24 protein-coding genes are annotated in these 23,812 nt (G+C 60.1%); 15 read left to right on the plus strand and 9 right to left on the minus strand.

Annotation, left to right across the window (positions count from 1 at the left end; genetic code table 11):
* Positions 1-39 precede the first annotated feature (39 nt).
* Together O2N64_RS08025 and O2N64_RS08030 are read left to right on the plus strand one after the other, a co-directional pair.
* On the plus strand, positions 40-2,139 hold the full coding sequence (locus O2N64_RS08025; RefSeq protein WP_271077094.1) for an autotransporter assembly complex protein TamA: 2,100 nt from the start codon (positions 40-42) through the stop codon (positions 2,137-2,139).
* Positions 2,139-6,359 carry a translocation/assembly module TamB domain-containing protein gene (locus tag O2N64_RS08030; protein ID WP_271077095.1) on the plus strand — a complete coding sequence of 1,407 codons (4,221 nt, stop codon included), beginning with the start codon at positions 2,139-2,141 and terminating at the stop codon, positions 6,357-6,359. The genes O2N64_RS08025 and O2N64_RS08030 overlap by 1 nt, the downstream gene beginning before the upstream one ends.
* Before the next feature lie 30 nt (positions 6,360-6,389).
* On the opposite strand, the gene O2N64_RS08035 is transcribed toward O2N64_RS08030, so the two are convergent.
* The 4 genes from O2N64_RS08035 to O2N64_RS08050 all read right to left on the minus strand — a co-directional run bounded on the left by O2N64_RS08035 (position 6,390) and on the right by O2N64_RS08050 (position 9,372).
* Entirely contained in the window at positions 6,390-6,956 is a 567-nt protein-coding gene (locus tag O2N64_RS08035) for a fasciclin domain-containing protein (RefSeq protein WP_271077096.1), read from the minus strand.
* An 11-nt stretch (positions 6,957-6,967) separates the two neighbouring features.
* A complete protein-coding gene (locus O2N64_RS08040; protein WP_271077097.1) occupies positions 6,968-7,999 on the minus strand; it encodes a hypothetical protein in 1,032 nt (343 codons plus the stop codon).
* A gap of 86 nt (positions 8,000-8,085) precedes the next feature.
* Complete coding sequence (locus tag O2N64_RS08045) at positions 8,086-8,706, minus strand: lysozyme (protein WP_271077098.1); 621 nt, start codon at positions 8,704-8,706, stop codon at positions 8,086-8,088.
* Between the two features lie 66 nt (positions 8,707-8,772).
* A complete protein-coding gene (locus O2N64_RS08050) occupies positions 8,773-9,372 on the minus strand; it encodes a lysozyme inhibitor LprI family protein (protein WP_271077099.1) in 600 nt (199 codons plus the stop codon).
* A gap of 180 nt (positions 9,373-9,552) precedes the next feature.
* Between O2N64_RS08050 and O2N64_RS08055 the strand changes: the two genes are divergently transcribed.
* Genes O2N64_RS08055 through O2N64_RS08065 form a run of 3 tightly spaced genes read left to right on the plus strand, consistent with a single transcriptional unit; the run spans position 9,553 to position 11,204 of the window.
* On the plus strand, positions 9,553-9,762 hold the full coding sequence (locus O2N64_RS08055) for a helix-turn-helix transcriptional regulator (RefSeq protein WP_271077100.1): 210 nt from the start codon (positions 9,553-9,555) through the stop codon (positions 9,760-9,762).
* Positions 9,755-10,414, plus strand: coding sequence for a hypothetical protein (locus O2N64_RS08060; RefSeq protein WP_271077101.1), 660 nt, complete (start codon positions 9,755-9,757; stop codon positions 10,412-10,414). The genes O2N64_RS08055 and O2N64_RS08060 overlap by 8 nt, the downstream gene beginning before the upstream one ends.
* A 31-nt stretch (positions 10,415-10,445) precedes the next feature.
* Positions 10,446-11,204 carry a hypothetical protein gene (locus O2N64_RS08065; protein WP_271077102.1) on the plus strand — a complete coding sequence of 253 codons (759 nt, stop codon included), beginning with the start codon at positions 10,446-10,448 and terminating at the stop codon, positions 11,202-11,204.
* Between the two features lie 92 nt (positions 11,205-11,296).
* Here the strand turns inward: O2N64_RS08065 and glnA are convergent, their stop codons facing one another.
* The 5 genes from glnA to O2N64_RS08090 all read right to left on the minus strand — a co-directional run bounded on the left by glnA (position 11,297) and on the right by O2N64_RS08090 (position 16,108).
* Positions 11,297-12,706, minus strand: coding sequence for a type I glutamate--ammonia ligase (glnA, locus tag O2N64_RS08070; protein ID WP_271077103.1), 1,410 nt, complete (start codon positions 12,704-12,706; stop codon positions 11,297-11,299).
* Between the two features lie 56 nt (positions 12,707-12,762).
* On the minus strand, positions 12,763-13,101 hold the full coding sequence (locus tag O2N64_RS08075) for a P-II family nitrogen regulator (RefSeq protein ID WP_271077104.1): 339 nt from the start codon (positions 13,099-13,101) through the stop codon (positions 12,763-12,765).
* A 255-nt stretch (positions 13,102-13,356) separates the two neighbouring features.
* Entirely contained in the window at positions 13,357-14,283 is a 927-nt protein-coding gene (gene argC, locus O2N64_RS08080) for an N-acetyl-gamma-glutamyl-phosphate reductase (RefSeq protein ID WP_271077105.1), read from the minus strand.
* Positions 14,283-14,651 (minus strand): SH3 domain-containing protein, encoded by a 369-nt coding sequence (locus O2N64_RS08085; protein WP_271077106.1) that lies wholly within the window; start codon positions 14,649-14,651, stop codon positions 14,283-14,285. The genes argC and O2N64_RS08085 overlap by 1 nt, the downstream gene beginning before the upstream one ends.
* A gap of 74 nt (positions 14,652-14,725) precedes the next feature.
* Positions 14,726-16,108 carry a leucyl aminopeptidase family protein gene (locus tag O2N64_RS08090; protein ID WP_271077107.1) on the minus strand — a complete coding sequence of 461 codons (1,383 nt, stop codon included), beginning with the start codon at positions 16,106-16,108 and terminating at the stop codon, positions 14,726-14,728.
* 45 nt (positions 16,109-16,153) lie between these two features.
* Here O2N64_RS08090 and O2N64_RS08095 point away from each other — a divergent pair, with 45 nt between their 5' ends.
* The 10 genes from O2N64_RS08095 (at position 16,154) to O2N64_RS08140 (ending at position 23,798) form a co-directional block, all read left to right on the plus strand.
* The gene (locus O2N64_RS08095; protein ID WP_271077108.1) at positions 16,154-16,981 is read left to right on the plus strand and encodes a DUF4163 domain-containing protein; all 828 of its coding nucleotides are present in this window, start codon (positions 16,154-16,156) and stop codon (positions 16,979-16,981) included.
* Positions 16,982-17,024: 43 nt separating this feature from the next.
* Positions 17,025-17,849 (plus strand): type I methionyl aminopeptidase, encoded by an 825-nt coding sequence (gene map / locus O2N64_RS08100; RefSeq protein WP_271077109.1) that lies wholly within the window; start codon positions 17,025-17,027, stop codon positions 17,847-17,849.
* A 62-nt stretch (positions 17,850-17,911) separates the two neighbouring features.
* Positions 17,912-18,280: a c-type cytochrome gene (locus O2N64_RS08105; RefSeq protein WP_271077110.1), complete on the plus strand. Its 369-nt coding sequence runs from the start codon at positions 17,912-17,914 to the stop codon at positions 18,278-18,280.
* A 259-nt stretch (positions 18,281-18,539) separates the two neighbouring features.
* Complete coding sequence (locus tag O2N64_RS08110) at positions 18,540-19,184, plus strand: M23 family metallopeptidase (protein WP_271077111.1); 645 nt, start codon at positions 18,540-18,542, stop codon at positions 19,182-19,184.
* Between the two features lie 54 nt (positions 19,185-19,238).
* Entirely contained in the window at positions 19,239-20,051 is an 813-nt protein-coding gene (locus tag O2N64_RS08115; RefSeq protein ID WP_271077112.1) for a hypothetical protein, read from the plus strand.
* Between the two features lie 88 nt (positions 20,052-20,139).
* Positions 20,140-20,385 carry a hypothetical protein gene (locus O2N64_RS08120; RefSeq protein ID WP_271077113.1) on the plus strand — a complete coding sequence of 82 codons (246 nt, stop codon included), beginning with the start codon at positions 20,140-20,142 and terminating at the stop codon, positions 20,383-20,385.
* Between the two features lie 454 nt (positions 20,386-20,839).
* Complete coding sequence (locus tag O2N64_RS08125; RefSeq protein ID WP_271077114.1) at positions 20,840-21,082, plus strand: Flp family type IVb pilin; 243 nt, start codon at positions 20,840-20,842, stop codon at positions 21,080-21,082.
* A 94-nt stretch (positions 21,083-21,176) separates the two neighbouring features.
* Entirely contained in the window at positions 21,177-22,112 is a 936-nt protein-coding gene (gene cpaB / locus O2N64_RS08130; protein ID WP_271077115.1) for a Flp pilus assembly protein CpaB, read from the plus strand.
* A gap of 2 nt (positions 22,113-22,114) precedes the next feature.
* The gene (locus tag O2N64_RS08135) at positions 22,115-23,527 is read left to right on the plus strand and encodes a type II and III secretion system protein family protein (protein WP_271077116.1); all 1,413 of its coding nucleotides are present in this window, start codon (positions 22,115-22,117) and stop codon (positions 23,525-23,527) included.
* A complete protein-coding gene (locus O2N64_RS08140; protein WP_271077117.1) occupies positions 23,517-23,798 on the plus strand; it encodes a hypothetical protein in 282 nt (93 codons plus the stop codon). Before O2N64_RS08135 ends, O2N64_RS08140 begins: the two co-directional genes overlap by 11 nt.
* The last annotated feature ends 14 nt before the right edge of the window (positions 23,799-23,812 follow it).

Genomic DNA, 23,812 nt, shown 5'->3' on the forward strand with positions numbered 1-23,812 from the left:
TTTTCGCGGAAGCGCATTCGGTTCGCCGCGCTGGCGGCATTGTGCGCCTTCGCCGCGCAGCCGGCATTCGCACAGGACGTCCCGGATACCCGCGATCTGGATGAGCTGATTCCCGACGAAGCTGTCGCCGATCCGGAAGGCTGGGCGCAGCAAGGTATCCCGGAAGGCGATACGACAACGCCGGAGGATGAGGACTTCCGCCTCGATAGCGACGATCCGCTGTCCGAAATGCCGCTGGTGAGCATCCCGTGGCCCGATGGTTCCGGCATTCCCACGCTCGATCCCCTCGAGCCTGAAGAGCCGATCGAATTCGCGACTTTCGAAGAGGAAATCCCGCCGCTGGTCGAGGGAAGCGAAGAACGCATTTCGGATGAGCTGGTGCTCGTCTTTCCCAGCGACAACTCGCTCTTCCCGGAGCGTGAGGAATTCCTCGACCGTTTCAATGCGCTGTCCACCATCGAAGAGCTGGATGATGACGGAAACGTCGCTCGCCTTGCCGTTCAGGCGCGCAATGATGAAGAACTGCTCGGAAGATTGCTTCGCGTCTACGGCTATTTCGATGCGCAGGTGATCCGCAGCATTGGCCGCGTCGATGAAAGCGTGGATGCAGAGCTCGACATACCAGCCGCGCGTTTCGATATCCTGCCGGGCACGCGCTATCGCTTTGGCGAGATCGACCTCGGCAATCTCGCTGAGGCAGGCGACGCCTATCAATCGCTCCGCAGCGCCTTCGAAATCCAGACCGGCGATTTCATCTCGCTCGATACGATCGAGACGGAACAGCTCGATCTCGACGTTGCACTCGGCGAACAGGGCTTCCCCTTCGCCGCGATTGAAGAGCCGGAGTTGCTAGTCGATCATGCGCGTGAGGAAGGCGATCTGACCATGCCGGTGAAGCCCGGCGGTCAGTATAATTTCGGTGTCGTCACCAGCACGCTGCCTGATTTCCTCTCCGGCCGCCATCTCTCCCGCATCGCGCGCTGGGATGCGGGCGATCTGTATCAACGCAGCGATGAGGAGGACTTGCGCCGCGCCATCCTTGCTACGGGTCTGGTCGGCTCGGTCTCACTCACACCAGTGGTGGTGGAAGAACCCGCCAATGGCGAGCCGGGCCGCGTCAATATCGAAGCCGATATGACGCCTGCACCGCTGCGCACGCTGGCGGGCAATATCGGTTTCGGCACCGAAGAAGGCATCCGCATCGAGGGGTCGTGGGAGCACCGCAATCTGTTCCCGCCCGAAGGCCTGCTGCGCCTACGCGGTATTCTTGGAACCGAGGAACAGCTCGCCGGCATCACTTTCCAGAAAAACAATTTTCTGGGTCGTGATCGCATCCTGACGCTCGATGCCTTTGCGACCACGATCGACACCGATGCCTACGATGCCGAAACGGTCTCGCTGGTCGGACTGTATGAGCGGCGCTCCACCCTGTTGTTCCAGAAAGAGCTGTCGTGGGGCATCGGTTTCGAGCTTGTCGCAACCCGCGAAGCTGAAATCAGAGTAAAGGGCGAGAAGCGCGCAACAACCGACTATCTCGTCGCGGCCCTGCCCGGGTACGTGCAATTTGACACGTCGGACGATCTGCTCGATCCGACAGAAGGCTGGCGTCTGCGCGCTGCGGTCTCTCCAGAAGTCTCGCGGGTTTTCGAGACCAATTCGACATATCTGAACGTACAATTCGATCTCGCCAATTATCAGCCGGTGACCGAAGATGTTGTGCTCGCAGGCCGCGTCCGGCTGGGCACGATTGTCGGCGCACCGCTTGCCGCTATTGCCCCGTCGCGGCGCTTCTACGCTGGTGGCGGCGGGTCGGTACGCGGTTATGGTTTTAATGCCATCGGTCCGACCAATGCGCTGGGCACACCAAATGGCGGCCGCTCGCTGGTGGAGGCATCGGTGGAAGCGCGCGTACAGACACCGCTTCTCGATGGCGCGGTTTCGGTCGTGCCATTCGTCGATGCGGGCACGGTGTCGCGCAGCACCACGCCTGACTTCGACACGGTCCGCTTCGGGGCCGGTCTGGGTGTGCGCTACGACACGACTTTCGGCCCGCTGCGTCTGGACGTGGCGTTTCCGCTCAATCCAGGCCCGAATGATAATTGGGTCGCCGTCTATGTCGCGCTGGGGCAGGCCTTCTGATGGCGAGCGAAGTCGCAGGCACAGCGCCGGAGGAGGCAGCGCAGGACGCGTCTGAAAAGCGTACTGGCGTGCTGCACAAGACTTTGCGCGCGGTCGGGCTCGTGTTGCTCGGCCTGCTTATTCTGGTGCTGCTGTTTGTCGGCTTCCTGCATACGCCGCCGGGGCGGCAATTCATTGTCGATCAGATTTCCAAGGTCGCTCCGGCATCTGGTCTATCGGTCGAAGTCGGGGAAATCGACGGTTCGATCCTGTGGAGTTCCACACTCAAGGATGTCGAGCTGCGCGATGCCAATGACACGCTGTTCCTCGAAATCCCGGTGGTTGAGCTTAATTGGCGACCGCATCGCTGGTTCACCAGCGGGCTGGATATTCGCTATCTCGTTGCCCGCGATGCCACGCTTTACGCCGCGCCCGAACTAATACCCGGCGATCCTGATGCGCCAATCCTGCCCGATTTCGACATTCGCGTGGATCGGCTCCTGATTGAAGACCTGACCGTGGCCGAAGGGTTGCTGGGCGAGGAGCGCGAAATCCAATTTGCAGCGGAAGCCGATATTCGTGATGGCCGTGTGTTCCTCGATGCAGAGGGTGAATTCGGCGGGGCGGATGAATTCGCCGCCTTGATCAACGCCGAACCCGATGGCGACCAATTCGATATCGACGTGAATTGGCAGGCGCCGGCGGGCGGCTTCCTCGCGACTATGGTTGGCGCGGAAGAAGACCTGGCCGTCACGCTGGAAGGCGATGGCAGCTGGACGTCCTGGGAAGGTGACCTCCTTGCGCTGCAAGGCGGAGAGCCGCTGCTCGACTTCGATCTGTTCAACGAAGCTGGAACCTATCGCCTGAGCGGACGTGCGCGGCCTGGAAACTATCTCGAAGGCCTGCCCGCGCGTGCTATCGGCGAGACGGTTATGGTGAACCTCACCGGTACGCTGGAAGACAGCGTGGCTGACGGCGAATTGATGCTGCGCGCGCGCGGTTTCAACGCCGACGGCGCTGGCGCAATCGATCTGGCCGACAATGCGTTCGATGATTTCGCGCTTAATGTGCAATTGCTCGATGAAACCCTGTTTTCGCCCGATATCGCGCTTGAAGGCACCGAATTGGAGGCGACGCTCGACGGTCAGTTCCGCGACCTCTCGATCGACCATGTGCTGCGCGTCGCAAAGATTGACGCAGGCGGGACGCTGCTGACCGATGTCTTCCAGCGCGGCACGGCGAGTTATGACGGCACGCGCGTCACCGTTCCGCTCGATGCCGACATCGGGCGTGTGAACAGCGGCATCACCTGGGTCGATCCACGCCTCGTCAACGGCACGCTCGATGGTACGCTCGTTTATGCGGGCGGCGAATTGCTGTCTGATGATCTGGCGATTGATTTCCGCGGATTACAGGCGCGCCTTGGCCTCAACGCCAATCTGGAAAGCGGCATCACACAGGTCAACGGACCGGTTAACGTGGCTGATCTGACCTTCGACGGGATCGGCGTTCTGGATGCCGCAGCGCAGATCGACGTAACGCTGGGCGGCGGCGATCCGTGGCGCGTGAACGCCGATGTGCGCGGCCGCGCCGAAGAGCTGACCAATTCGACCATCGCCAATCTCGCTGGAGAAAATCTGCGCTTTGCGGGCGGTGTCTCGCTTGGCGGCGATGCGCCGATCAGGTTCCGCGATTTCAACGTCAACGCCAGCAAGTTGGACCTGACGCTCGACGGGCGAGTGGAGAACGGCACCACGACACTGGCGGGTTCGGGCCGCCAGGCAGACTATGGCCCCTTCACCGTCGAGGCGACCGTTGCCGAGGACGGCCCGCGCGCGGTGCTGGTGTTCGCCGATCCGCTGCCTGCGGCTGGCCTTGCCGATGTGCGGGTCGCGATTTCTCCCTCGGCTGACGGCTTCGACATCGAGACCGAAGGGCAGTCGATGCTCGGTGCCTTTGCGGGCAATTTCGGCCTGACGATCCCTGCGGATGGCGCGACCGTGCTCGATATTGCGCAGCTGGATGTGGCCTCGACGCGTATTGCCGGTCAGCTCGAACTGCGAGACGGCGGGGCGGTGGGCGACCTAAACCTCTCACGCGGCGGTGTGGATGGAATGATCGCTCTCTCAACACCGGATGGTGTGCAGGCCTTTGACGTCGACTTGCAGCTTCGCAATGCGCGCTTCGGCGGCGATACGGCGCTCTCTATCGCGCGCGGCGAGATCGACGCAAGCGGCAGGCTGGATGACGGCAATACAACCATCCGCGGCAGAGCGACCGCACAGGGCCTCTCCTATGGCGGCATTTTCATCGGGCGCTTGGCGGCCAATGCCAGCGTGGTGAACGGCAATGGGCAATTCGATGCAGCGATTGCCGGCCGGCGCGGCAGTCAGTTCGAACTGCTGATCAATGGCCGCACCTCGCCCGAGCAGATCGCGGTGGCGGTCGACGGCTCTTACGAGAATCGCGACATTTCGATGCCGCGCCGGGCCGTCCTTAATCGTATGGATGATGGCGGCTGGCAGCTAGAGCGTTCGCAGATATCCTTCGGCGATGGCTATGTGATTGCAAATGGCAGTTTTGGCGGAGAGAGCGCTCCGCAAGGCCGCCTGGCTCTGACCGATATGCCGCTGCAGGTGTCCGACGTGTTCCTCGGCGAACTGGGCGTGGGTGGCACGATTTCGGGCGTCATTGACTTTGAAGCGGGCGAGAATGGTTTGCCCACCGGTGAAGCACGCCTGATGATTTCTGACCTGACGCGGGCTAGCACGCTGATCATTTCGAACCCGCTCGATATCGCGCTGGTTGGCGATCTCTCGGAAAGCCTCGCGCAGGTTCGCGCGGTGATTTCCGATGACGGCTCGGCCGATGGACGCTTGCAGGCGCGCATCGCCAATCTGCCGCAAAGCGGGGCTTTGAACGAGCGCCTGTATGCAGGCGACCTGTTCGGGCAGTTCCGCTTCGAAGGCTCGGCAGCGTCCCTTTGGCGGCTTGCGGCGATTGAGCTGCTCGATGTGACGGGCCGCGTCGATGTGGCTGCCGACATACGCGGCACGCTCGGCAATCCGCGTATTGCCGGCTCGATCGCGGGCGACAATTTGCGGGTGCGCAGTCCGCTGACCGGCACTGACATCACCGATGTGACCGCGCGCGGCAGTTTCGATGGATCGCGCTTCAACCTCACCCGCTTTGTCGGCACCGCGACCAATGGCGGAACAGTCAGCGGAAGCGGCTTCATCGACCTGTCGGGCATCACTGCCACGCGCGGGCCAAGCATGGATATCCGCCTTGCCGCACAGAATGCGGAGATCCTCGATCTCGCCAATATGGGCGCGACTGTGACGGGACCACTGCGGATTGTCTCAAACGGGATTGGCGGTACGATCGCGGGTCGTCTTCGCGCGAACGAGGCGCGCTGGCGGCTTGGCGCGACGAGTGAAGCTCTGGCAGAGCTCCCACGCGTCAACATTACCGAGATCAACCAGCCCGACGATATTGCGCCGCGCGCTCTCGACACATCGCCGTGGCGCTACCTCATCGACGTCACCGCGCCGGGCGGGATCAAGGTCGATGGCCTCGGCCTCGATAGCGAATGGCGTTCGAGCGGGCTGCGCATCCGCGGGACGACCGATGATCCGCGCGTGGGCGGTGAAGTCAGCATTGTGCCGCGTCAGGGCTTCTACTCCTTCGCCGGTACGCGCTTTGAGATCACCCGCGGCAATATCGACTTTGACGAGAACGTGCCGATCGATCCGCGGATCGACCTGGTTGCCGAGACCGAGGTCACCGGCCTGTCTGTCGAAGTGAACGTGCAGGGCAATGCCAGCCAGCCCGAAATCACCTTCTCCTCCACGCCGGCCCTGCCCGAAGAGGAGCTGCTCGCGCGGCTGCTGTTTGGCGGTTCGGTCACCTCGCTCTCCGCCACCGACGCGCTGCAATTGGGTGCCGCTGTAGCGAGCCTGCGGGGCGGGTCGGGCATGGGTCCGATCAACCAGCTGCGCGATGCCATCGGCCTTGATCGCCTGCGCATTGTACCGGCAGATGCGGCGCTCGATCGCGGGACGGCCATTGCACTCGGCAAGAACTTCGGTCGCCGCTTCTATGTCGAGATCATTACCGATGGCGCGGGCTATTCCGCTACCAATGCCGAGTTCCGCATCACCAATTGGCTGAACCTATTGGCAACGGTGAGCACCGTCGGGCGACAGAGCGTGGCGGCGGAGATCAGGCGGGACTACTAAGCAGTAGTGCCCGCCGGATAAACGACGGCATTATTCGCCGGGTGTAAGGTCTTTCAGAACGGTATCGATTGGGACAACAACGCCATTCGCGCCGAGCATTTCGGAGTCGATTGCGCTCCCTTCGCCGCCGCTTTCACCCGCGACGGTGACCGTGTCACCATCCATGGCAAAAGTCAGAGTTCCGCTGCCCATGGTCGCCATTTCGACAGGTCCGCCATTGGCTTCGATAGCATTGGCGATGTCGTCAGGCGTCAGATAGCCGGGCACCACATGTTCGCGCAGCACGGCGATCAGCGCGGCCTGCGCTTCGTCTCCCGTGAACTCCTCGCCCAGCGAACCGAGCGCGTCGTCAGTAGGCGCGAAGACGGTGTAGTGCGGCGCTCCATCAAAAGTGGCGGATAGCCCCGCGTCCTGCAGCAGCCCGTTGACAGTGGAGAGCTCTCCGCTGCCCGATATCATCGCCGCGACAGTTTGAGTCCCCGGTTCCCCGTTGGCCTCGTCGGTCCCATCGGCAGCGCTTTCTCCGCAAGCGGCGAGCATCAGCGTGCAGCCGAGCACTGCGGCGAGCGAAGTGCGTGTTCGTTTAGCGATTGTCATATATGCGCCCCTTAAATCAGCAATTCGATGGCTGCGGCGACCAGCCGCGTTTCGGGATCGACCTGATAGACATAGCCATCATTGTAGCGATACCACCGGTCCGGTCCGTCGCGATATTGGTCGCGATAGCCATAGGGCACGTTGTAGACATCGTATCCGCGCGGCATCGGGCTGCCGACGGTGAACTCGTCCCCGGTCAGCAAGGCTGCGATGGACGTGATCGCTGCCGTTTCCGGATCGAGGCGATAGGCGACGTTATCGGCATAGCGATAGCTGTCTCCCAGCCCGTAATAGCGCGAGGTATAGCGCGGCACTTCGCGGTAGCCGTAGTCTGACGGCCATACGTTGCCGATTCTCAGTGCGCCGCCCAGAAGCGGGATGTAGCCCGATACGCGGTCGCCATTGTATTGCAACAGGAAGCCATCGTCGTAGAAGTAGCTGCCGCCGCCGTAGGGCAGGCCCCACCAATTGGGCGAGTAGCGCGAATAGCGGTCATAGCGATTGCTCAGCTGACGCGCCTGGCCCGGAGGCAGGCAGCCATTGCGTTTGCGTGCAAGTCCCGGAGGGCAGCCGTTGACGAGGCCGGTCTCACGGTACAGCACCCGGTCAATCAGCCCGCCACCGCCGCGCGTATCGAGGCGGATGTCGAGCCCGTCGTTGCGGTTGCCGTTTCCATTGCCGTTGCCGTTACCATTCCCGCGGATCACAGCCTGTCCGTTGCCGCGGCCGTTGCCGCGATCGATCATCGGTGGGCCGCCGCGATTGCCATTGCCCGCGCCGTTGCCACGGTCATTGCTGCCGCCACGATTGGCATTGCCATTGCCGGGATTGCCACGTTGGGCGACACGGTCATTCCCGCCGCCGCGATTGCCGCGCTGGGCATTGCCACCGCCATTCCCGGGGTTACCACGCTCAACCTGAGCGGGCGGTCCACCGCCGCCGCGGTTGCCATTCCCGTTTCCATTGCCATTGCCCTGACCCTGAGCAAGCGCCGGAGTGGCGGCGAGGGCGAGAGCTGATACTGCTGCAAGTGCAAGCTTCATGAGAGTTCTCCTATTGGCCATTGCAACGGTGCAGCCTCCAAGCCGGTTCCCACGATGCGCTCGGCTGAACGCATGTCGCCATCGCCTCAACCATCGCGATAGAGCTGCGCTTCGGCAGCACGGCGGCGTGCGAGCCCTTTCAGAACGCGCCCTCCGGCATAGCACCAGCGATCGAACTCGCGCGCGGCACCGGCATAGTCACCCGCCCGGTGTTTGCGGGTGAGCGTCGCCTTGCCGATGGCGCCTGTGTTGTAGTGGAAGCTGACCAGAGCATCGAACTGGGCCTGCGTTGTCGGCGCATCGCCCAGTGCCTGCGCGACCTCTTTGGCATAGCGTGCCAGGTCCTCCTCCAGCCGCGCATCGCATTGCGCCTGCGTCCACACCGTCCCGCGCGCAATGCGTCCACCATGGAAGCGATCCGCACCCGTCGCGCCCCAGCCAATCGTCCACGGATCGCCGCCCGTGCCGGGATCTGGATAGGCCTCGATCAACCCGTCATCGCGAACTCTCGCGCAGCCTTCGAACCCTTTGATCAGCGCGATGCCTTCGGCGCCTATGGGGAAGGGGGGTGTGACAGGTGTGACAGTGTCCTGAAAGCAATCTTTTTCGCCGTCCAGCACGCAGTCGATCGCGTCGACTTCGCTCTGCCGAAAAGGGCGCTCGAGCATGCGCCGGATGAAGTCGAAGATCGGTTTACGGTCAGTCATTCGGGCCTCCGTAGAATACACAAGGCCAATCAACTGATTTACAGGCAAGTTTGTAGGAAAGCGTTATTACAAAGCGGCCTCTTCGGCGATCTGCAGCTTGAGTTCATCAATGCGCTGCTCCGTGATCTCTATACTTCTCGCAAGGCCAAGGAGAGGAGCTCCCGAACCTCCGCTCCAAAGCGATGCGGTGAATGAAGTTTCACATTCCCGATAACGCACCCAAGCTTTTTGAGACTTTTCAAAGAAATCAAAGCGCTCTGGATTCATACTATGAGTGAATTCCGAGATGACTAGCGCAAGCTCTGCATTCAATTTTTCAAATCGCATTCCCGCTTCAAGCTTCATCCCCACGGTTGTATTGTAGAAGTCAGTGGTTTTTTCGGCTTCATCCAACAATCCACTGATGGGTTCTCTATTAGCAATCGCATCTGCGATAGCCGGGGTGACCGAAAGCTTTCCAGACCGAATTCCTTCGCGGATCCTCACGGCTTCTTCCATTGAAAGCCCTTCCTCACGAAGCACTTTGTGTAGACCAACTACCGTCATTAGACCCTGAACGTCTTCGGTATCCTTCGCTTTGGTCGTCCAACGTTTAATGAGCCATCCAACGCCAGCTAGCGCTGCGCCAAAAAGCACGAGAAAAAATTCATGAAATAGATGGGTCATGGTCCCTCACAATAATTCAGTCGCTGGTTCGATAAGCCAGTTGCCAAAGACTAAGAAGCTGCCTCACCATACTTGCGCCAATTGAATCGCGATATGTCAACAGCCGCTTCTGTAAAGAGTTCTTGACTGTAAAGACCTCTTGTCAGTAAAGAGCTCTTTACAGGCAGAGAAGGTGATTCGGTGAACAACCGCGTGAAGCATTTCCGGGAAGGGCAGGGCTGGAGCCAGGGCGAACTGGCGAAGCGGCTCGGCGTTTCCCGGCAGACCATCAATGCGGTCGAAACCGACAAATATGACCCCTCGCTGCCGCTGGCGCTGCGCATGGCAAAGCTGTTCGCCGTGAGCGTGCCGGAGATCTTTATCGATGACTGGGAACCGGAAAATGACTGAAGTTGATCACGACGCAGCGGAAAAGAAGCGCAAGCTCAAGAAGACTGCATTCGCGTTGAGCATGGGAGCCCTAACAGGATTTCTTGGAGCGATGGCGGTGTTGCGGATCATGGACTCCGAGGACTTTGCCGGCGCCAGCCAATCGGTCGAGATTGCCTCGCTGGTCGGGATGCTGTTTTTGGTGATCGGGCTCATGGTCGGGCTGGGTACGCTCAATCCCAAGGCCGGCGCAAAGGTCCTCAATGTAGAAGATGAAGAAGAGCTGCGCGAACAGCGCCAGCAATTGCTCTATTCATCAGTCGCCATGGCTCTGGCCGGTATCGCGCTGATCGTGGTCGCCCATGCCGGAAGCACGGGCACGATCGATCCCGCTATCGCGCTTGGTACCTATGTCGTGTGCAGCGTGATTTCCGTTTTCGTCTCGTTCAAGTCGCGGCAGCATTCCGATGAGTTGATGCGTGCCGTCAGCACCGAAACCGCGTCGCTTTCGTTTTATCTGGTCGTGTTGATCGGCGGTACCTGGGCGCTGCTCGCGCACCTGCAATATGTCGCCGGCCCAGCGCCGCTTGACTGGCTGACGATGTTCTGGAGCCTGATGCTGCTCGCCGCCTTCATGGTGATTGGGAAACGCGGCATGATGACGATGCGTTGACAGGCTAACGCGCTCGCAACAGGCTCTGTTCATGGGATTCTTCTATACAAGACCACCGATTTCGCAGGACGAATATGATTGGCTGATTGCCTGTTTCGCTTGGCTGAGACGCGTTCTGGACGATGCCGAGATAAGACCGGAGTTCGTAACTCCGAGCCATCCCCGATTGCGCGAGGCGAAGACCGCCAGCGAACTTTTCGCAGGTGTACAATCCCTTATGGGTATGAAGCAGTGGGATTGTCGTCTGGAGCAGGTCGAGGTCGATGACAGCTATGACCCAGCTCACCATCTCGTACCGGAGGGCGGGAGTGCGTGCGGCACATTCTCGATCGAGAATGGTCGGGCGGTTATTCGATATAGCTCTGCCATGCTACGCAATCCTGATGCCCTGGCGGCGACTTTCTCGCATGAGCTATGTCATTATCTCTTGGTAAATGCTGGAGATCCGCCGGGTGGTCCCGACCTGATGGAGCATTCGACCGATTGTGCTGCGGCATACTGCGGATTCGGAATTATGCTCGCAAATTCGGCACGTCAATTTGAGCAATGGAGCGACGGGACGATGTCCGGCTGGCGCGCGTCAACTGCGGGCTATCTGTCCGAGCAAGCCCTTGTCACTGCGGCGGCTATTTTCGCGCGTATCCATGGACAGGATCCTACCGAGGCTAGGCTGGCTCTAAAGCCTTACCTGCAGAAGGACTTTGCGAAAGCTTATAAAGCTACCGGTCAGATTGACGATTGGGCGAAGCATCTTGCCGCGGTGGATTTGTTGGAGTGGACCTACAGTTAGCGGGTAAAGGAAAAGGGCCGCCCGGTTTCCCGGACGGCCCTTTTGTTTGCCCTACCGCTTCGCTGCTTGAGGGCAGCGGACGGTGGTCGTCTTTAGGACGAGTAATACATGTCGAATTCGACCGGGCTCGGCGTGGTTTCGAAGCGCAGTACGTCTTCCCACTTCAGATCCATGTAGGCATCGATCTGGTCCTTGGTGAACACGTCTCCCTTCAGCAGGAATTCGTGGTCGTCGCGCAAGGCGAGCAGGGCTTCGCGCAAGCTGCCACAGACGGTCGGAACATCGGCGAGCTCTGCCGGGGGCAGGTCGTAGAGGTTCTTGTCCATGGCATCGCCCGGGTGGATCTTGTTTTCGATCCCGTCGAGGCCGGCCATCAGCAGCGCCGAAAAGGCGAGGTAGGGGTTGGCCAGCGGATCGGGGAAGCGGAATTCAACACGCTTTGCTTTCTCGCCCGAGCCATAGGGAATACGGCAGGAAGCCGAGCGGTTGCGCGCCGAATAGGCGAGCAGCACCGGTGCTTCAAAGCCCGGGACCAGACGCTTGTAGCTGTTGGTGGTCGGGTTGGTGAAAGCGTTCAGCGCCTTGGCGTGCTTGATCACACCGCCGATGTAGTGGAGGCAGGTTTCCGACAGGCCGGCATATTCATTGCCTGCGAAGGTCGGATTGCCATCCTTCCAGATCGACATGTGGGTGTGCATGCCCGAGCCGTTATCGTCCTTGATCGGCTTGGGCATGAAAGTCGCGGTCTTGCCGTAGGCGTGGGCGACCTGATGCACGACGTACTTGTAAATCTGCACGCGGTCGGCGGTCTGCGTCAGCGTGCCGAAGGTGATGCCAAGCTCGTGCTGGGCAGCGGCCACTTCGTGATGGTGCTTGTCCATCGGCAGGCCCATTTCCATCATGGTCGAAACCATTTCGGCGCGGATATCCATTGCGCTGTCGACCGGTGCGACGGGGAAATAGCCGCCCTTGGCACGCGGGCGGTGGCCCATGTTGCCGCCTTCGATTTCGGTGGCGCCGTTGGTCGGAAGCTCGATATCGTCGATCTGGTAGCCCGAACCGGCATAGCCGTCTTCGAAGCGGACATCGTCGAACATGAAAAACTCAGGTTCGGGGCCGACATAGATCGTGTCACCGATGCCGGTGGACTTGAGATAGGATTCGGCGCGCTTGGCGGTCGAACGCGGGTCACGCGAGTAGAGCTCGCCATTGCTCGGCTCGACGATGTCGCAGAAGAGCACCATCATCGGCGTGGCGCTGAACGGATCGACATAGACGCTGTCGAGATCCGGCTTCAGGATCATGTCGCTTTCGTTGATCGTCTTCCAGCCTTCGATAGAGGACCCATCGAACATCATGCCTTCTTCGAGCATGTCTTCATCGACGACGCTGGCGCACATCGACAGGTGCTGCCACTTGCCCTTGGGATCGGTGAAGCGGACATCCACCCACTCGATTTCCTCGTCAGTGATCTGCTTCACGATATCAGCTGCAGTTGCCATTATTCCATGTCCTCCAAGACGTAGTTTGTTTGTGTTTTTGCGGGAATGCGTAAGCGTTAGAGCGCGGCGTCATCCTGTTCGCCGGTGCGAATGCGGATGGCGGTGGCGATGTCGGAGACGAAGATCTTGCCATCGCCGATGCGGCCGGTTTGTGCGGCTCCGGCAATCGCCTCGACCACCTGGTCCGCCAGCGTGTCCGGCACGACGATCTCCAGTTTCACCTTGGGCAGGAAGTCGACCACATATTCGGCACCGCGATACAGTTCCGTATGGCCCTTCTGGCGCCCGAAACCCTTGGCTTCGGTAACGGTGATGCCCGATACGCCGACTTCGTGCAGCGCATCTTTCACCTCATCCAGTTTAAAGGGTTTGATGATGGCTTCGATCTTCTTCACGCAGCGCCCCTATGCTCTGGCCCGTCATTGTCCGTTGTTAAGCGGATAAGTACCGGGCGTGGTTCCCGCCTGGCATTACCCGCTCGAAAGAGTTCAAGAATCGTGCCAGACTCGTCGCGCGCGAGCGTAACCAATCGCCTCCCCGGGCGAAAGGGTGCTTAAGTCTCGTGTCGCCTTCGGGGGAACGCGTAACTGGTGAATTTTGAGGCATGACTGCCCAAATGCTGGGCAGTGTTTGCGCAAGAGTTGAGCGGCTTAGATACGCAGTCCGGCGAGCTCGTCACAGCCCGACATCAGATTGAGCGATTGCACTGCAGCACCCGCCGCGCCTTTGCCCAGATTATCGAGCCGCGCAATCAGCCGAACGGCTTCGCCTTCCTTGTCGGAAAAGACCCACAGATCGACGCGGTCAGACGGTTCCTGCTCACGGCGCAGGATCAGCTCATCGGGATTGTCCTCATGCACTTTGATCAACGGCGCATCGGCATAATAGCGCGTCAATTCATCGCGCAGTTTCTGCGGCGTGGCAGCAGAGCGCATGGCGGCGACATGCACGGGTACTTCCACCAGCATTCCGCGGAAAGCGGGGATCACGGCGGGTGAGAACACCGGCTCGTGCTCCAGCCCGGCCTTGCTCTTCATTTCAGCCAGATGTTTGTGACCGAGCGCGAGGCCATATGCGCGGTAGGCAATGTCGCCCTCTTCCTCGAAACGGGCGATCAGGCTTTTGCCTCCGCCCGAAAAGCCGGAAATGCCATTGACCGTATAGGGCCAATCGCGCGGCAGCAGCTTGGAACGGATCAGCGGCGCGATCAGCGCGAGGAAGCCCGTGGGATAGCAACCGGGGTTGGCCACCCGCTTGGCATTTACGACGGCATTTTTGCCAACGAGCTCAGGAAAACCGTAAATCCAGCCCGGCGCGCCGCGATGCGCTGAAGAGGCGTCGATTACCCGCGTGCCGCTATCCTCATCGAGCATGGCGACAGCTTCGACCGAAGCTTCGTCCGGCAGGCAGAGAATGGCGAAATCGGCATAGTTCAGCGCCGTGCGGCGGCAGGCCGAATCTTTGCGCTCGGCTTCGCTCAGCCGGACCAGATCGAATTCCTCGCGGTCTTCCAGCCGGTCCGCGATTTCGAGACCGGTGGTGCCAGCCGCGCCATCGATGAAGACCGTCTGCGCCATTATTCCACCGTTTCCAGCAGGTCTGAGCGGATGTAGCCCACCGGACCTTCTACCGAGAGGCAACCCCAGGCCCATTGGCCAGCCACATCGAGCACTTCAAAACTGTCGCCTTCCATCAGCACGCAAATCTCTTCGGCATCATCATCGGCAGCCGCGCGCAACGAAGCGCCGCCGGGCATGACAGCACGCGGCTGGGGCACGGCATAATGTGGCACGAAATGTTTTCCGGCGAGCGCGATATGCGCGAGGTCTCCGCGCAGCGGAACACTGCGCGGATCAGGACGCGCAACTGCTCCTGAAAGCGTGAAGGGTCCCTGTGCGTGACTCGCTTCGGTGCTGGCGCCGGTGGATGCTTCGTTCTGGCTCAATGCCGTTCCTGCTTCGCGTTGCAACTGGAAAGAGCGCGCTTAGACGCGCACGCCCTTTGGCACAAGAGACGGGCTTAACCGTAGCGCCCGCGCAGCATGTGGAAGGCTGCGCGCAGCCCCAGCGCCGCACCGCCCTTGGCGCGGCCGGGTTTTGCCGTGGGCCGCCATGCGAAAGTATCGAAATGCGCCCAGTCCAGTCCGTCATCGACAAATTTGTTGAGGAAGCTCGCCGCAACGCTCGCACCGGCAAAGCCGTTGCTGTGCGAATTGTCCGTGTCGGCGATCTGTGACTTCAGATAGTCGGCATAGGGGTCCCAAAGGGGCAGGCGCCAAGGCTCGTCATCATGATCGCGGCCTGCGGCAATCAACTGCTCAGCTGTCTGGTCGCGCCGGGTAAAGAGGGCGGGCAGGTCAGGCCCCACGGCCACCCGTGCTGCGCCTGTCAGCGTGGCGAAATCGATGATCAGTTCCGGTTCCTGCTCGCTGGCCAGCGCCAGGGCATCGCCAAGGATTAGGCGTCCTTCGGCATCGGTGTTGCTGATTTCTACCGTCAGGCCCTTGCGGCTATTGAGGACGTCTCCGGGTCGGAAAGCATTTCCGGCCACGGCGTTCTCGACTGCAGGCACGATGCAGTGCAGTCGGACCTTGAGGCCTGCCTTCATGATCAGTTCCGAGAGGGCGAGTGCATGCGCGCCGCCGCCCATATCCTTTTTCATGAGCAGCATGCCGCGGCCCGTTTTCATCGAGAGACCGCCCGAATCGAAGCACACGCCTTTGCCGACGATCGCGATTTCCGGATCACCTTTATCGCCCCAGGTGAAATGGATGAGGCGCGGCGCATGGTTGCGCGCCGCCGCCCGGCCCACCGCGTGAACCATCGGATAGCCCGTTTCCAGGGCATCGCCCCGGATCACTTCCAGATCAGCCTTGTGATCCTTTGCAATGCGTTCGGCTTCGGCTTCCAGTGCGGCAGGGCCCATGTCCTCTGCTGGCGTATTGACCAGATCGGCCACCAGCGCGCTCGCCTGCGCTTCGGCAACGCACAGGTCGATCTTGGCGACATCCTCTGTCAGCAGGACCCGCGGGCCTTCCGCATCGTCATTCTTGTGATAGCGAGTGAATTCATATTGCGCGGTCTGCCATCCGAACATGGCAGGGCCGGGCTGACGGCCTGCGACGCGGTAAGTCCCTTCGGGCAGGACTTCGGCAAGTTTGGCGAGGCACCAGCTGGAAAGCTCCGCCGGATCGGCCACGCCGCCCACTGCAAACCAGCTCTCTCCGTCTGGCACGATACCCACTTCATATCCGCCGCCTTTGAACTTTTGCGCCGTAAGTGCAGTGCGTTGCGGGCCGGATAGGCCTTTGGCGAATTCGTCAAAGCTGTCTGTGTTGACGAGATGGATCGCGATGGCTTCCTGCCCGCGATCCGGCTGGATCAGGTCTGTCGCTATAGTCATGCAATATCGCTTGCCGTTTTCGTGATGGTTTGGAAAGAGGCGTGTGTGGTCACACAAAGAATCACATGGTTGGTTGTTCCGGCCCTGCTGCTGGCGGGGTGCGATGTCTTATCGGGCAGAGGCGGAGCTACGCCCCCCGAAACGGATGCGCCAACGGGTGAAAACGATACGCCCGATCCGTCCCTGCCCGTGCCTGTCGGCGGAGCGCGGCAGGTGTCCGAACAGACCGATACCTTCCTGTTCGATTATTCCTACCCCCAGGAAGCAGGCGAGATACCCGCGCTTTCACGCTGGCTCGATGCGCGGCTCGATGACAAGCGCCAGCGGCTTGCGAGGGAAGCGGCTAGAGGCAGCGCGGATGCGCGCAGCAATGGCTTTCCTTTCAATTCCTATTCCAGCGAAACCGCCTGGGAAGTGGTTGCTGACCTTCCCAATTGGCTGAGCATGTCGGCCAATCTCAGCACTTATGAAGGCGGCGCGCATCCCAACTATGGCTTCGATACGATCGTTTGGGACAAGCAAAGCGACGAGGCGGTGGAACCGATCGCTTTCTTCACTTCTGCAGAGGCGCTGGATGAGGCGCTTGGAGACCGGCTTTGCGAAGCTCTGAATGCCGAGCGTGAGCGGCGGCGCGGTATCCCGGTCGATCCGCAATCGGGTGACAGTTTCGACACTTGCGTGATGCCAGATGAAACCAATCTGCTGCTCGGCTCCACCAATGGCGCGTATTTCAACCGCATCGGTATCCAGATCGCGCCTTATCTTGCCGGACCTTATGCCGAAGGCTCATACGAGTTCACTTTCGAAGTGGATGACCAGATCCGTGCCATCGTGCGGCCGAACTATGCAGGCGCTTTCGGAGCACAGGAATAGGTCTGGCTCGCAATCTCGGCGTAGATCGCCTACATAGCCGCGCATGACGCAATATCAGCACGTAACCGAAGACATGTCCGTCTACCGTGACGGCACAATCAAGCTGCACGGACCGGAAGGTTTTGAGGGCATGCGCAAGGCAGGCCGTTTGGCCGCCGAAATCCTCGATGAACTGACCAACCGGGTCGAGCCGGGCGTTACCACAGACGAGCTGGACCGCGTGGTTCGCGAAATGACGCTGGACGGCGGCGCGGTTCCGGCAACGCTCGGCTATCGCGGCTATACGCACAGCTGCTGCATCTCGATCAACCATGTGGTCTGCCACGGCATCCCGTCGGACAAGCGCCTGAAGGATGGCGATATCGTCAATATCGATGTCACCCCGCTGCTCGATGGCTGGCACGGCGATACCAGCCGCATGTTCTTCGTCGGAGAGCCGGCGCTGAAAGCGAAAAAGCTGGTCGATGTGACCTATGAGTGCCTGATGGAAGGCATCGCGCAGGTGCGGCCCGGCGCGCGGCTGGGCGATATCGGTGCTGCGATCCAGAAAATGGCAGAGCGCCATCGCTACGGCGTGGTGCGCGATTTCTGCGGCCATGGCCTTGGCCGCCTGTTTCACGATGCGCCCGAAGTGGTCCATGCCGCACGCGCTGGCACAGGGCCGGAACTGAAAGCGGGCATGTTCATGACGATCGAACCGATGATCAATCTCGGCCGCCCGCATGTGAAACTGCTCAATGACGGGTGGACTGCGGTGACTCGCGACAAATCGCTCTCCGCCCAGTTTGAGCATTCCATCGGCATCACCGAGGACGGGGCAGAAATCTTCACCACTTCGCCGAAGGGCCTGCACAAGCCCCCTTATTGATCTGGCGCAAAGACGGCAGGGCCGTTACCCTCCATTGTGCTGGCAATTGGGAGGGTCGGATTATGAAAGTTTCGCATTTCCTTGTGGCTTCGGCGGGGGTAGCGCTGGCGGCGTGCCAGCCATCGAGCGGGCAGGAAACTGCCGCCGTCAGCGCGCAGCCGATGCATTCGGAGGGGCACGCGCTGGCGCAGGCAGCCTGTGCCGGATGCCATTCGATCGAGCCGGTGGGCCTGTCTCCCAATCCGCAAGCGCCCGAATGGCCGGTGATCGCCAATACGCGCGGGCTAACGCGCGAGACGCTCACCAATTGGCTCGTCGAGGCGCATAATTACCCCGAGCAGATGGACTTCTATCTGGAAGATGACGAAGTCGAGCAGCTCGTCGACTACATGCTCACGCTGCAATCGGACGATTACCATCCGCCGTATTAGCACGCTCATGTGACCTATCGGTCGGCCTGGCATCGCGGCGATGTTCCGAAAAATTCTTATAAAGAAATGCCGAGCCGACATTTTGCGACAAAACCGCGAAACATAGTTGTTCTCTGGAACTCTATTAAATCTCCGAGGCTGAAGCCAGTCTTGTCATCTGCTTGACTTTGGTGGGAAAGAAGTGAAATCTTAACCATCAAGGGCAAATTGTTGGGGGGCAACAATGGCATCGGCGAAGCATTTGGTTTGCGTGGGGGTTTTGGCGTCCGCATTGCTGCCTGCCCAGCTTGCGGCCCAAGCACTCCACACTACTGCGGAATTCATCCCATTCGAGGAGGTTGCGGCGGCTGCGGAAGCCCCGAATACCGCAGGTGAGACCATCGCCGAACCGAACCGGGGCATTCAGATCGGTTTTGAAACGATCGCGGGTGAGCCGCGATATGCCAGCCGGTCGGACTCGGAGGGCGGGGCTGCGATTGTCCGGTTCTCCGCGACCCGTCCGCGCAGCGGGTCTTTCGCTGCCGAATTGCCGGATAGGCTGCCTCTCGCCTCATCGCGCATCACTAGCCCATATGGCCTCAGGCGAAATCCGGTATCGGGACAGATGGCGCGGCACAGCGGTGTCGATCTGGCAGCGGCCACCGGCACGCCTGTGCATTCGACGGCCGATGGAACGGTGGTCTTCTCCGGCTGGGCGGGAAATTACGGCCTGCTGGTCACTGTGGCGCATGACGGCGGAATGCAGACGCGATACGCGCACCTGTCCGCCATATCGGTCCAGAGAGGCGACGAGGTGAGTGGCGGACAAATGCTCGGCAGATCGGGCTCGACGGGCCGTTCGACCGGCCCCCATCTGCATTATGAAGTTCGTATAGACGGCCGAGCGGTCAATCCTGTCCGTTGAGACCATCATGAATTCGCCCGGTATTACAGCGCGTGGCTTAATAGTGTGCCGAAGATGAGTAGTACGCAGGATCAGTCGTCCGTCTACGTTATCAAGTCGGAAGAACTCGTCGCACTGAACTATCTCCCCCGAAATTGCCCGTCTCCGGTTTCCATCGAGTGGATCGATCGCGGCACCAACCGTAATCTGTCGCCCACGCGGCGTGGCGAGCTTATAAGGACGTATCATCGGCCCAGCCCATCACCGGGTATTATGAAGCTCAGGGAAGCTGCGGGTATTCGCGTGACTTTCCATTCCGAACACGATCGCTTCAGCTTCGCCAGTTTGCTGCTTGCGGCCAAGGAACGCGCGAAAGCCGACCAGGACCGCTACCTGACGGGCATATTCGCTTCCATTGGCGAAGCGGAGAAAGCGACCCGGCATCTGGCAGAAGCTGGCGTGGCGGAAGAACGCGTGGCGATGATGTGGCATGCAAACCGCTTCATGGACAGCGAGTTTGAAGCGCCCGTGGGACATCGCCGCCGCAAAGTGCTTGCAGGCGTATCGGGCGGAGGTCTGGCAGCTGCCGCAGTGGGCACCGCGATCCTCTTGCTTCCCGGTGTGGGCCCCGTCACCGTTACCGGAGCGGTGCTGGCGTCGACCTATTCCGCGATGGCGACGACCAGCGGAATCATCGGTGCAACCGGGGCAGCCCTCGCGACCATGTTGACCGACAAGGATGTCGAAGAAGTCGCGGTCAATCATCTGGAAGAACAATTGCGGCGAGGCCACATCTTTGTGTCGGTCGACCACTCAGCCTGCGACATTCCGAAAGAAGAGATCGTTGAAGCGTTGGAAACTTCGGGCGGCAGGATCATTGAACAATAGGGAGGGCAACACGGAGTTGAACCGCAATGCCCCGGCCCGATCCTGGACCGATAACTGAATATTCACCAATAACCGCGATAACATCGGCATGACAGACAAGCGTGCCAATATTATCCGCTGGTTCTTGCGTTCTGCAGCCCTTTTACTTGCCCTGAATGAAATCAGGGGAATTATCCTAGCTGCTCCCGTATTCTACGCGATGTACCAGGCGGGTGGATCGTGGATGGCGATCTGGCTGGGCGTAAGCTCGCTGCTCGGCATTGCAGCGTCTGTCATCATTCCCCTCTTCGTGATCAAAAAGGTGGAAGCGCGGCTGGATCCCGTGAAGGCATAAGCGGGTTCATCTCAAGCATCTTCATTTGTATAAATGCGACAAAGGTGTCGCATTCTTACAAGTATTTGGCCTTTTCTCAGCGACTTTTCCGCGCTTCGCGAATCGAGCTGATCACTATTCAAATCTCATGAGTGATTCGTTTTGACGACACAAAATTGCGTTTCAGAACGACACGGTTTTCAGTCTTGGTTAAAAACTCATTAACCATATGCGCCCCATTTCCGCATCATAAGATGTTGGAAAATAGACTTATTTAAAAAGTGCTTAAAGTTCTGTTGACGATAGATTACGCTAAGCAGACCATTAAAGGCGTCTCGGGGGGCGAGATTAGACGCTGAGATTGAAAGAATATTTCATTCTCGGGTCTCAGCGACGACTTCGACCTCAGACATAGTGGTGATCCGGAAATAGAGGCCGGACCCGATGTTTTGATAAAGACGAAGTGAGACCTACTATGAAAACCTTTCTGAAAACTTTCCTTGCTGACGAATCCGGTGCTTCGGCTGCCGAATACGCTCTGATCATCGCCGTTGTTGGCGTTGGCATTGGTGCTGCTGCACTGGTTCTGGGCGACAACGTCGAGCAGGCTGTCGGTGACGCTGCCAACGATGTTGCTGATTGCAACAGCACGACTGCTGGCACTCCCTACAGCGAAGATGCTGGTGGCACGGAATATACCTCCGCAACCACCTGCTAAATTGCTGAAGTGTGTCCCCCGGCGAGCGAAGGTTCGCTGGGGGATCACTTTTCGAATCTCGTAATTTGGGACGCAATTATTTCAGGGGGCACATATGGGGGGGCGCAATCTCGCAATTCTAGCGATTGCAGTCGTACTAGGCATTATCGCCGTCATCATGGCGAACGCCTGGTTCTCCGGTGTTGAAGAACGCCAGGAACGTATCGCCGAAGAACAGCAATTGACCCGTGTCGTGGTGGCCACGCAGCCGCTCGAATTCGGAACCGCTCTCACGCTCGAAAACCTGCGTATGCAGAATTTCCCCGCGGCATCTGTGCCTGCGGGTGCTTTTATGTCCGTTGAAGAAGCGATGCAGGGAGGGCGTGTTGCCCTTCGCCCGATCGTTCCGGGCGAGCCCATTCTTGCAGACAAGGTCAGCGGTGCGGGCGGCAGAGCCGTTCTGTCCGCTCTCCTGCCCGATGGCATGCGTGCCGTCTCCATACCCGTCACAGCCGAGACCGGTGTTTCCGGTTTCGTGCGCCCTGGCGACATCGTCGACATCATGCTGACCCGCCAGATCCCGGGGCTGGGTGCCACGCCGTCTGACCAGATGACCGATATCATCATGGAAGGCGTGCAGGTGCTAGCCATCGATCAGGTGGCAACGCAGGTCGAAGGGTCTGAAAATCCCCGTGTCGGCCGCACCGCGGTGGTGCAGGTCGATCAATATGGCGCGCAGAAACTGGTCCTCGCCAACCGGCTCGGTCTTCTTACGCTCGCTCTGCGCAACGTCGAAAACCAGGAGCCGGGACCGTTGCTGACAGTCACGTCGCGCGATCTGGGCGATCCGAGTATCTATCTTGCCGGGCAGCGCACGCCGCCGCCGACGTCAAGCCCGCCACCCGTCATTTACGCGCCGCCGGCCTTTGCTCCGCAGCCCGCGCGCCCTGCTCCGCAATCGGGACCGCCGCCTGTCACCGGGCCAAGCATGTCCATCATCCGCGGAACGGAATCCACTGATTATCCCGTTGACCGACTGGGGGGGAGGTAACAATGGTGCGTCTTCGATTTTTGCTCGCCTTCATGTGCGCAGCGGTGACATTCGCCGCGCAGCCAGCCCAGGCGCAATTCCAAAGCGATTTCGGCTTGCATGCCGGTGAATTGATCGTCCCGATCAACAAAAGCCAGGTCGTCACGACGGCAGAGATCATCGATCGGGCGATGATCGGCAATTCCGAAATTGCCGATGTGCTGCCCATTTCGGACCGGTCCATTTACGTGCTCGGCAAGAATCTGGGCACGACCAGCCTGACGCTTTATGATCGCAACAACCGTGTGATCGCAGTCCTTGATGTGTCTGTGGGCCCCGATGTCGATGGCATGCGTCGCCAGCTGGAAAACCTGATGCCGGGACAAGAAATCGATGTGAGCCTTTCCAATGGCTCGATCGTGCTTTCGGGATCTGTGAATGACGCGGGCGCTGCGGACCAGGCTGCGCGCCTCGCAACTGCTTACGCCGGTGACAATGTCATCAATCTCCTCACCATGGGATCGAGCCAGCAGGTCATGTTGGAAGTCCGCTTCGCGGAGGTGAACCGCACCGTTGGCGAACAGCTGGGTGTTGGCGGCTTCGGCGTCGACAATGACGGTGACTTTTTCGGTGCCACCGGCGATGGCGCGGGGATCCTGCCCAATCCTAATGGCGGCTCTACGCCCGTCATAGGCTCGATCACCGATGCTTTCGGAGTGTTCGGGGCGCTCTTCGAATTGGGTGACATCAGTATCGAAGCCTATCTCGATACGCTGGAGCGCAACGGCATGTCTCGCACGCTTGCGGAGCCGACTCTGGTCGCGCTTTCGGGTGAAAGCGCGTCCTTCCTCGCAGGCGGTGAATTCCCCGTCCCGGTCTCGCAATCCAATGGAACGGGTGAGGGCGGCAATGCCATTACCGTGCTGTTCAAGCCTTTCGGTGTGAGCCTTGCCTTCACGCCGACCGTGCTCGGCAATCAGGTGATCAATCTGGTTGTGGAGCCCGAAGTGAGCTCGATCGACCCCAGCGCCTCGGTGACGGTGAATGGTCTGACCGTTCCCGGTCTGCAGACACGCCGTGCTCGTACGACGCTGGAAGTTCGCGATGGTGAGAGTTTCGCCATTGCCGGCCTGCTGCGCGACGAAACGCAGGTGAGCACCAACCAGCTCCCGCTGCTGGGATCGCTGCCGATCATCGGCTCGCTCTTCCGCTCTACGGATTACCAGCGCGGGGAAACCGAATTGCTGATCGTGGTCACGCCTCGGCTGGTGCAGCCGATCAGGCCCGATCAGGTGCGCCTGCCCACAGATCGCATACCGGCGCCTTCGGTGCCCGATGCGCTGCTGAACGGCGATATCTACCAGCCGCAGGACCTACCGCCAGCCGTCCCTTACGCGGGCGAAGCGGATAGCGAAGGAGATGATTATGAATATTAAGATCGCATCCACGGCGGCAATCGCGGCACTTTGTGTCTCTGGCTGTGCCAGCACATACAGTGTCAGCGAAGGCGAGATTGATCCGGACGATTTCGGAGAAGCGAACCGGCAAACCTATGCCGCAATGATCGTCAATCCCGATCCGGTTTACACAGAGCCGCTTGAATCGACCGCGGAAGCTGCTGCGGACGCAGTCGAGCGTGTGCGGGAACGCCGAGTGGAAGAGTCGCGGGCAGAGGACACCACCAGCGCCCCTGGCGGCGGTGGCTGACAATAGCTGATCAT

It is taken from the genome of Aurantiacibacter sp. MUD61, from assembly GCF_027912455.1.
In the GTDB taxonomy this organism is placed as follows: domain Bacteria; phylum Pseudomonadota; class Alphaproteobacteria; order Sphingomonadales; family Sphingomonadaceae; genus Alteraurantiacibacter.